Source organism: Desulfosporosinus sp. I2, from assembly GCF_000960765.1.
Taxonomy (GTDB): Bacteria; Bacillota; Desulfitobacteriia; order Desulfitobacteriales; family Desulfitobacteriaceae; genus Desulfosporosinus.
Genome location: NZ_JYNH01000015.1, coordinates 49,052 through 58,379 on the forward strand (window position 1 = coordinate 49,052; position 9,328 = coordinate 58,379).

Genomic DNA, 9,328 nt, shown 5'->3' on the forward strand with positions numbered 1-9,328 from the left:
TTTCATAAAGCACAGAGCCTTCACCCTTAAAATTTTAAGTGGTAAAAGGCTCTGTAATATTTAGCAAACTAATGGGGACTGAATATTGTTAAATAGCAGCCTCAGGAATGTTAATTGCTCTGTTTTATTGGAGTTAAATGGTCAGATTTTCAACCACAGTAGAGATACCTTGACCTCCGCCGATACACAAAGTTGCTAAGCCGTATCTCTTGCCAGTCCGCATCATCTCATTGATTAATTTGATTAAGATGATTGCACCAGTTGCTCCCAATGGGTGTCCTAAAGCAATCGCACCGCCATTGACATTCGTTCTCGAAAAATCCAGGCCAAGCTCTTTTACAACGGCCAATGTCTGAGCCGCAAAGGCCTCGTTCAGTTCTATCAAATCTATCTGATTTAAGCTTAAACCAGCCATTTTAAGAGCAGCTTGGGAAGCCGCCACAGGGCCAATACCCATAATTTGGGGCGGTACTCCTTTTGCTCCAATTCCAATCACTTTAACTAAGGGTTTAAGCCCAAACGCTTTAGCTTTTTCTGGAGTCGTTAGCATTAATACTGCCGCGGCATCATTGCGTCCACTAGAATTCCCAGCCGTAACCGTACCATTCTCTTTAAACACAGGGGCTAATTTTGCAAGCTGAGCCATACTGGTTTGACGAGGGTGCTCATCTTGATCAAAAATGATAACCCCCTTTTTACTTTTAATTTCGTAAGGTACAATTTCCTCTTTAAACAGTCCTGCCTCAATTGCTTTCATGGCACGTTCCTGACTAGCCAGGGCAAATTCATCTTGTTCTTGGCGACTGATATTGTATTTATCGGCTAAATTTTCCGCAGTCATGCCCATTGTCAAGCGCCCATAACGATCTTCCGGCTGGCAGCGAGGTTGACTTTCAGTATTTGAGTCCAGAATTTCAGCATTTCCCATGCGAAAGCCATAACGTGCGTTTCTCAGATAATAAGGAGCCGTGCTCATACTTTCTGCTCCACCAGCCATGATCATTTCCGAGGTTCCCGCCCAAATCCCCTGAACCCCGTTATTGACAGCAGTCAGTGCAGACCCACATTGACGATGTACCGTATAGGCGGGCACTTCTTCGGGCATATTAGCCCTCAATAAAGCTAAACGAGCAAGGTTGGGATTATCCCCACTCTGTTTTGTATGACCAAGTATCACTTCATCGACCGACTGCCCGGGAATCCCACTGCGCTTGAGTATTTCTCGCATGACTTCAGCCGCTAAATAATCGACCTCAATCTCTTTGAGAGCACCACCCACTCTACCAATAGCTGTGCGTACTCCGGCAACGATAACTGCCTCTTGCATTCCCTCTCCCCCTTTCCACAGCTTTAGAGCGCAAATTCTTTTCTTAACTGATTGGCAATAATATTGCGTTGAATTTCTGAAGTGCCTTCGTAGATGCGTGCAATCCTAGCATCACGATAAAATCGTTCCACTTCGCACTCTCTCATGTAACCCATACCTCCATGAATTTGCACAGCCATATCCGCAACCCGACCATAGACTTCAGAGCCAAAAGTTTTTACAATAGCAGCCTCTTTGATGATGGTTTCTCCTCGGTCAATTTTCCGAGCAACATCATAGGTTAAGCTGCGCAAGGCCTCAATCTCGATTGCCATGTTGGCTAAATAATGTTGAATAATTTGATTATCAAAAATTGGCTTGCCAAATTGGACGCGCTGTAAAGCATATTTGATACTTACTTCCATTAATTTTTGACTAGAACCAAGATTTCGGGCTGCCAGCCCAGCTCGTCCATTAGCCAAGATTTTAAGAGCATTAACATATCCCTGCCCTGGCTCACCTAAAACATTCTCAATGGGGACCTCACAGTCTTCAAAGATCAGCTCAGCCGTTTGAGACCCGTGAAGTCCCATTTTCTTCTCATACTTACCGACAGTGAACCCTTTAAAGTTCCGCTCTACGATAAACGATGTAATACCCTTGCTCCCTTTACTCTTGTCCGTCACGGCCATCACCGTGAATACATCGGCTATATCACCATTGGTAATAAACTGTTTGGTACCGTTTAAGATATATTTATCACCCTTTAACACGGCGGTTGTCTTCATGTTGCCAGGATCTGAACCCGCAGACGCTTCTGTCAGGGCAAATGCGCCTATCGAATGGCCCGTAGCCATTTTAGGCAAGTAACGTTTCTTTTGCTCTTCATTGCCAGCCATCACAATCCCGACACTTCCAATTCCATTGTGGCAACCAATTATCGACACAAAGCAATTCGGCCCGCGGCCTAATTCTTCAAAAATCATGACTTTGCCTACCATACCTGCCCCTAAGCCGTCATACTCTTGGGGAATGCTTAGCCCAAACAATCCCATCTCTGCAGCCTTATCGAGTAAACTTTGAGGGACTTTGTCTTCTTCCTCCATTTGTTCACCCAGAGGCTCCACATCTTTTTTAATTAAAGTGCGTACTGCTTGACGAATAATATTTAGCTCTTCGTCAGAAACATTCATCGCAATCCCTCCAGCCCTTCAATTTCTGGTTATAGGAAACTTGCTTCGGGTGTTTACTCATTCGAAGTCTCGTTAAACTATCTAGTCACTTAGCCATTCGGGTAATCGTAAAATCCTTTGCCTGTTTTCCGGCCCCATTCTTTTTTGACAAACTTCTCTGCAATTGTAGGGGAAGGACGGTAGATTGGATCACCCGTTTCTTGAAAACGTTCCAAACCTACAATATAGGTGAGATCAATTCCCGTCAGATCCATTAAACGAAAGGGTCCCATCGGATGTCCAAGGGCTAAGGTAACCGCTGTATCAATCTCTTCATGCCCCGCTATCCCCATGTCAAGTAAATAAATGGACTCATTTTTAATAGCGGCAAGCATTCGATTGACGAGAAAACCGTATATCTCCTGTTTTAATAAAACAGGGGTCTTACCTAGGCTAACGCAAAAATTCATTAATGTTTGGGCAGTTTCCTCAGAAGTATGGGGTCCTTTAACAACTTCAACTAGTTTCATGACCAAGGCTGGATTAAAGAAATGGAGATTACAGACCTTTTCAGGACGCTCCGTCACGTCTGCAATTTTCGAACTCACAATATATGAACTATTCGTAGCGAGAATGGTATGTGGTAGACATAGGCTGTCTAATTCTGCAAATAACTTACGTTTAATTTCTAATCGTTCAATAATCGCCTCTATCACTAGATCCGCATCACAAGCAGCCTCTGATAAATCGTTAGTAAATGAAAGGTTTGCTCTGGCTGCATCTACCTGTGCCTGCGTCAGCTTACCTTTAGCAACCCTTTCAGGTAGATAGGTTATTACAAATTGCTCCGCTTTTTTTAATACCTCTTCATTAACATCTGTGCATTTCACTTCGAAGCCCGCTAATGCTGCACTCAAGGCAATCTGATGTCCCATATTCCCAGCCCCAACGATACAAACCTTACGAATTTTATGCTCTCCCACATTCATTCCCCCTAGCAATAATTGTTCACTTACACTTTCTGCTATACTAAAGAAACCTTTAGGGTGAGTATCTACCCGCACAATAGAGCCTGCCATAAGATGCTTAAGGATAAGTCTCCCCTAACCCTTTAGGGCCAGGGGAGATCAAACAACCTTATCTTGAAGGATTCCTTAGACTCTCTCAAAAATCGTAGCGACCCCTTGTCCGCCACCAATACAAGCCGTAATTAAACCAAATTGAACATCCCTGCGCTTCATTTCGTGGACTAATTTTGCAGTGAGAATTGCCCCGGTTGCAGCGATTGGATGACCATGGGCTATCGCCCCACCATTAACATTCACTTTATCCATGTTAAAATGAAGCTCCCGATCCACGGCTAACACTTGGGCCGCAAAAGCTTCGTTTAATTCAATCAGATCGATATCCTCTAAGGACAGACCTGCCTTGGCTAAAGCTTTCTTGGTAGCTGGCACTGGACCGATTCCCATAATGTTTGGATCAACACCAGCATAGGCAAATGTGCGAATTTTAGCTAAAGGTTTTAGACCTAAGCCCTTCGCCTTTTCTGCCGACATTACTACAACTGCGGCTGCCGCATCATTTAAGCCAGAGCTATTTCCCGCTGTAACCGTACCATTCGCTTTAAAAGCAGGAGAAAGCTTCCCCAATCCTTCAAGTGTTGTCTGTGGCCGTGGATGTTCATCCGTATCAAAAACGAGCGACTTATTCTTGCCTACTGGAATGGTGAGCGGAACAATTTGGCTCTTAAACAAACCTGTTTCCATTGCCTTACCCATCTTTTGTTGGCTGTATACAGAGAACTCATCTTGTTCTAAACGACTGATCTGATATTTTTCCGCCAAATTCTCTGCGGTGATCCCCATGGGTGGATTACCGATTTCATTCGTGGAGAGTTGGAAACCACTCCGAAATTGAGGGAGAGTCTTACTGAAAAATTCCATATGTTCCATAATATACGGTTTTAGTGAGCAGCTCTCAGTGCCACCAGCAATAAAAACGTCGCCCATTCCGGCCATTATAGCTTGAGCCGCTGAATTTACAGCGTTCAAACCAGACCCACACTGCCGATCAATCGTAACCCCTGAAATTTCCACGGGTAACCCTGCCTGCAAAGCGCATAAACGAGCAATATTACCTCCTGCATTCAAACAGTTTCCAAACAATACATCTTCGATCTCATTCGGATCTAAGCCTACGCGTTTGATCGCTTCTTTGATGACTTCCGCCCCATAATATTCGGGAGGAATCTTACCTAAGGCGCCCCCTGCCCGACCAATAGGACTTCGAACTGCGGATACAATAACTGCTTCATTAATCATAAAAACACCCCCTATTTTTATTTCACTCGTAAGTGTAATAGCCTTTTTTAGTTTTCTTACCCCATTCTCCCTTGGTGAACTTCTCAACTACCAACGGTGAGGGCTTATCTTTTGGATCACGACTCGTTTGATAACGTTCCATAGAAGAATAGTAAGCAAGATCAATCCCTGTTAAATCCATGAGGCGGAAGGGTCCCATCGGATGGCCTAAGGCATTCGTCACGGCAATATCGATCTCTTCTGGAGTAGCGATCCCCATGTCGGCAAGAAATAAAGCCTCTTGAGCTAGTGCAGACAGAATTCTATTGACTAAGAAACCATAGATTTCCTTCTTAAGCCAAACTGCTGTCTTGCCAAGTTTAGCGCACAAATCCATCGTTACCTGAGCGGTTTCTGTAGAAGTATGGGGTCCCTGCACAACTTCAACTAGTTTCATAACCAAAGCAGGGTTAAAAAAGTGCATATTACAAACCTTATCCGGACGATTGGTTGCATCTGCTACCTGTGAACTAACGATATAGGAACTGTTTGTGGCAAGTATGGCATGAGGGGGCGCGATCCTATCTAAATCTGCAAAAAGCTTCCGCTTAATATTCATCTTTTCAACAGCAGCCTCGATGACAAAATCGACCTCTCCTGCAGCATCTTCTAGGTTCGCAGTAAAGCGAATGTTGGCTAGAGCTTGGTCTGCTTTTTCTTGGCTTAACTTTCCTTTTGCAACCCTCTCTGGTAAATACGATCGTGCAAACCCCTCTGCCTTATCCAGCATCTCTTGACTAATATCCGTGCAGGTCACTTTATAACCTGCCAATGCGCATGCTAAGGCAATCTGATGACCCATGTTACCAGCGCCAACCACACAAATAGTTTTAACATCTTCTATCTTCAATTTTATTACCTCCTCAAAATTATCTCTAAGCAAAAAGAATTTTAGTTTATACTAAAGGCCTAAAAAGCTCCTTCAGGAATCTCCATGGCAGAGGTGTCATAATCTTGAATAATCTGGGCTGTAGCTATCACGTCCGGCACAATATTTCGCAAATAGAATTGAGCAGAGTTAATTTTACCTTGATAAAAGTCTGTATCCCCAATTCCTTGAGCCAGTTTTTCCTGAGCAACTAATGCTTGTTGCATCAACAAAAAAGCGCAATAGAGTTCGGCTGTAACCCGTAAAATTCTTGTGCTATACAGCGGCACCAAGTGAATATTTTCCCTCATATAGCCAAATACTGTTCCCATGAGTTTCTGATAAGCCTTTAGCGCTTGACTCAGCATTGCCATCTCGCGGGGGAATTCTACATTCGCTGAATTTTCCTGAACAAATACAGCAATATCCTGTAGCCATTCCTTGAAAACATTACCTTTGTCTAATCCCCACTTACGGAAGACTAAATCCAAAGACTGGATGAAATTTGTACCTTCCCAGATGGAATAAATCTTAACATCTCTCGCTTGACGAGCAATTGGGTACTCCTCGGTATACCCGTATCCTCCATGGACTTGAATGGCTTCCGTAATCATCAGCCAAGCTTGGTCAGAGCCGTATGCTTTAATTAAGGGAGTAACTATTTCAATATAACGTTTGGCTTGCCGAACATCTTCTGGATTATCCCCAAACGCAATTAAATCTAAATAGTAGTACCCTTTAAAAATCATAGCTCGCAAAGCTTCAAGCGTGGCCTTTTGGGTGAGTAACATGCGCCGAATATCTTCGTGTTGAATAAGAGGTACCCGACTTCCTTTAGGATTATCAATGGGGCGACCCTGAACACGTTCTTTGGCATAAGCGACCGCGTTATTATACGCCACAGTCGCTACGGACAGAGCGCAATGTCCAGTATCTACCCGTGATCCATTAATCATCTTAAACATTTGCGCCATGCCTTGCCCAAACCCTTTTTCATCCAGTGGTGCACCTAACAGAAAGCCTCGACACAAACCCTCTTCACCGAAGTTAAGTACCGCTGTAGCAGAGCCTTGAAGCCCCATCTTATGCTCGATTCCCACAGTTGCAACATCGTTTGGTTCCCCAAGACTTCCAACTTCATTCACCCAGATTTTAGGGACAATGAAAAGTGACAAGCCTTTGGTACCGGGAACTGCCCCATCGATTCTGGCTAAAACCAAGTGAATGATATTTTCAGTAAGATCGTGATCCCCACAAGTAATAAAGCACTTTGTTCCTTTTATCTTATAAATTTTAGGGTCATCCGTTGGATAGGCCTTACTTAACATATCCCCCACATCGGAACCGCCACCAGGTTCAGTAATACACATCGTTCCTCCCCACACAGCCTCGAACATTTTAGGAGTGAAGAAGTCGATTTGTTCCTTAGACCCAAACTGCTTAATAATGGACCCAACCCCGCCGGGCAAACCCAAATACGCTACAAACGCAGGGTTTGCGGCAATCATATATTCATGGACAGCTCCATACAACAGCGATGGAAGGGAGCCCTCCCCGTCCACGTCCTTGTTGCTTGCACCCCACCCATTTTCTGCTACATACCTGAAAGCGTTATGAAAGGAAGGGGGAACGGTCACTTTCCCATCCTTAAAAACTGCTCTAATCGTGTCGCCGTCATCATTAGTAGGAGCGACAACCTCTTTACAGACTCTTAAGGATTGGTCAAGAATACCATCGACATCCTCCATGCTGTATACATCTCTGAAACGTTTCAACCCAAGAATTTTTTCTCCATTTAGCCATTCTTTGATAATAAATTTATGGTCGCGTGTGCTATATAGATAATTACTGGCCATAACATGCACTCCTTCTTTGCTTAGTTCTGATCTTTCATCGAACAGCGAGTCGACCATTCGAAGAAGCTCTTTATGATGATTTGGACGAAACTATTATTTCCCTTGGAAGTTTGGTTTGCGTTTTTCAACAAAGGCCTTCATGCCTTCTTTTTGATCTTCAGTAGCAAACAATAGGCTAAAACATTTATGCTCATATTGTAAGCCCATATCCAAATCCATCCGTAGCCCTTCATTGACACATGTTTTAGCCATCTGAATGGCCACAGCGCCTCGGGATGCAAACTTCTTAGCCATTTTCTTTGCTTCGATTAATAATTGATCTGCAGGTACCACTTTATTCACAAGACCAATCCGCAAAGCCTCCTCTGCTGAGATAAAATCGCCGCTAAAAATCAACTCTTTTGCTTTACCTGCACCGATGAGTCGAGGCAGGCGTTGAGTTCCTCCACCACCCGGTAAAATACCCAACTTTATTTCCGGTAAACCAAACTGAGCATTGTCGGCTGCAATGCGTACGTCGGCCACTAAGGTTAGTTCACACCCACCACCTAAAGCATATCCTGCAACTGCAGCGATGACAGGCTTGGGCATATTTTCAATTAAATTAAACGATATTAACGAGGGTCTAACACTTGTCGATACATCCACAGCTGTTGCAGAAGCCATTTGCTTGATGTCCGCGCCGGCTGCAAATACTTTGTCGCCGCCCGTGATAATGACTACTCGTACAGAATTATCGATACTTAACGTTTGGGCCGCCTCCCCCAATTCAATAAAAACCTGACTATTGAGAGCGTTTAGTACCTCTGGGCGATTTAGAGTGATCGTGGCAATTCCCTCTTCAATTTCCACAAGGATTGTTTCGTAAGCCAATTTAACTACCTCCCCCAATTACTTATTTCTGTCTCACGTAAGCATTAGTTCTTAAATCTCAACTCTTTTCCGAATATTCAAAAAATCTGACCTATTCTTTATATACAAGAACCATGCCAATTGCCTAAATATAGTAAAGAAAAATAAGCTGACCTATCTATCTCTTAAAGTAGCCGCTTTTCAGCCGATTGGGTCAATATTTCTTCGCACAATGATTGTGAAACTGTTGAATACAAATCGTTATAGTACTCTTGTTATGTATACAATTGAAACAACAGCTATCTATTTCATACAGCTTGTATGCAAATAATACAGTTGAGTATATTCTTTTCAATATTCCGCTTTAGCTGCGCAAATCGACTGCAATGTGACGATAACATGGTAATGGCCTAGCACCTTAAAGTATGATCGTTATGGAAGTCGAACCCGTTAAAACTTTTTCCATTTGAGCGTTTACTGCCTCTATATTACAAATTAGGCAATTTTCCAAGCGTTCTTTAACAAAACCGTAGAACTTTATCTTATCACCAGGACGAACCATTTGCTCGAAGCGAACCTCAAGGTTACTAATTATCCCCTCAGTGCCGATCCATTCAGTGAGCATGGCTGCCATCTGAGCCATCGTCAGCATGCCATGAGCAATCACTCCCCCCAAACCGGCTTGACGAGCGTAATTATCATCCAGATGAATGGGATTATAATCTCCTGAAGCCTCCGCATACTGACGCACTTGTACTTGGGTTGGCACCCATTCTCGAACAGGAAGTCGATCAGAGACCTCATACTTCTGTAAACTTTTCATACGTCTTCCCCCTTTGCCGGTGCAATCAATGTGGAACAACTTGAAAACACTAATTCACCGGTCATATCGTAACCAGTCGTCTCGATAA

At 43.6% G+C, this 9,328-nt stretch carries 8 protein-coding genes; all 8 read right to left on the reverse strand.

What is annotated here, in order from left to right:
- Window positions 1-133: 133 nt before the first annotated feature.
- Window positions 134-1,327 carry a thiolase family protein gene (locus UF75_RS06250; protein WP_045573744.1) on the reverse strand — a complete coding sequence of 398 codons (1,194 nt, stop codon included), beginning with the start codon at window positions 1,325-1,327 and terminating at the stop codon, window positions 134-136.
- 23 nt (window positions 1,328-1,350) lie between these two features.
- Window positions 1,351-2,499, reverse strand: a complete 1,149-nt coding sequence (locus tag UF75_RS06255) for an acyl-CoA dehydrogenase family protein (protein ID WP_045573745.1) — start codon at window positions 2,497-2,499, stop codon at window positions 1,351-1,353.
- An 89-nt stretch (window positions 2,500-2,588) separates the two neighbouring features.
- Window positions 2,589-3,467 (reverse strand): 3-hydroxyacyl-CoA dehydrogenase family protein, encoded by an 879-nt coding sequence (locus UF75_RS06260; RefSeq protein ID WP_045573756.1) that lies wholly within the window; start codon window positions 3,465-3,467, stop codon window positions 2,589-2,591.
- A 165-nt stretch (window positions 3,468-3,632) separates the two neighbouring features.
- Window positions 3,633-4,802, reverse strand: coding sequence for a thiolase family protein (locus tag UF75_RS06265; protein ID WP_045573746.1), 1,170 nt, complete (start codon window positions 4,800-4,802; stop codon window positions 3,633-3,635).
- Between the two features lie 22 nt (window positions 4,803-4,824).
- Window positions 4,825-5,691: a 3-hydroxyacyl-CoA dehydrogenase family protein gene (locus tag UF75_RS06270; RefSeq protein WP_045573747.1), complete on the reverse strand. Its 867-nt coding sequence runs from the start codon at window positions 5,689-5,691 to the stop codon at window positions 4,825-4,827.
- A 59-nt stretch (window positions 5,692-5,750) separates the two neighbouring features.
- Window positions 5,751-7,565 (reverse strand): acyl-CoA dehydrogenase, encoded by a 1,815-nt coding sequence (locus UF75_RS06275; protein WP_045573748.1) that lies wholly within the window; start codon window positions 7,563-7,565, stop codon window positions 5,751-5,753.
- A gap of 93 nt (window positions 7,566-7,658) precedes the next feature.
- The gene (locus tag UF75_RS06280) at window positions 7,659-8,438 is read right to left on the reverse strand and encodes an enoyl-CoA hydratase-related protein (protein ID WP_045573749.1); all 780 of its coding nucleotides are present in this window, start codon (window positions 8,436-8,438) and stop codon (window positions 7,659-7,661) included.
- A 397-nt stretch (window positions 8,439-8,835) separates the two neighbouring features.
- Complete coding sequence (locus tag UF75_RS06285; RefSeq protein WP_045573750.1) at window positions 8,836-9,240, reverse strand: MaoC/PaaZ C-terminal domain-containing protein; 405 nt, start codon at window positions 9,238-9,240, stop codon at window positions 8,836-8,838.
- Between the last annotated feature and the right edge of the window lie 88 nt (window positions 9,241-9,328).

Excerpts from the sequence above, each read along its gene's own strand:
- UF75_RS06250 (WP_045573744.1), bottom strand. The coding sequence starts at position 1,327 with ATGCAAGAGGCAGTTATCGTTGCCGGAGTACGCACAGCTATTGGTAGA.
- UF75_RS06255 (WP_045573745.1), bottom strand. The coding sequence starts at position 2,499 with ATGAATGTTTCTGACGAAGAGCTAAATATTATTCGTCAAGCAGTACGC.
- UF75_RS06260 (WP_045573756.1), bottom strand. The coding sequence starts at position 3,467 with ATGAATGTGGGAGAGCATAAAATTCGTAAGGTTTGTATCGTTGGGGCT.
- UF75_RS06265 (WP_045573746.1), bottom strand. The coding sequence starts at position 4,802 with ATGATTAATGAAGCAGTTATTGTATCCGCAGTTCGAAGTCCTATTGGT.
- UF75_RS06275 (WP_045573748.1), bottom strand. The coding sequence starts at position 7,565 with ATGGCCAGTAATTATCTATATAGCACACGCGACCATAAATTTATTATC.
- UF75_RS06285 (WP_045573750.1), bottom strand. The coding sequence starts at position 9,240 with ATGAAAAGTTTACAGAAGTATGAGGTCTCTGATCGACTTCCTGTTCGA.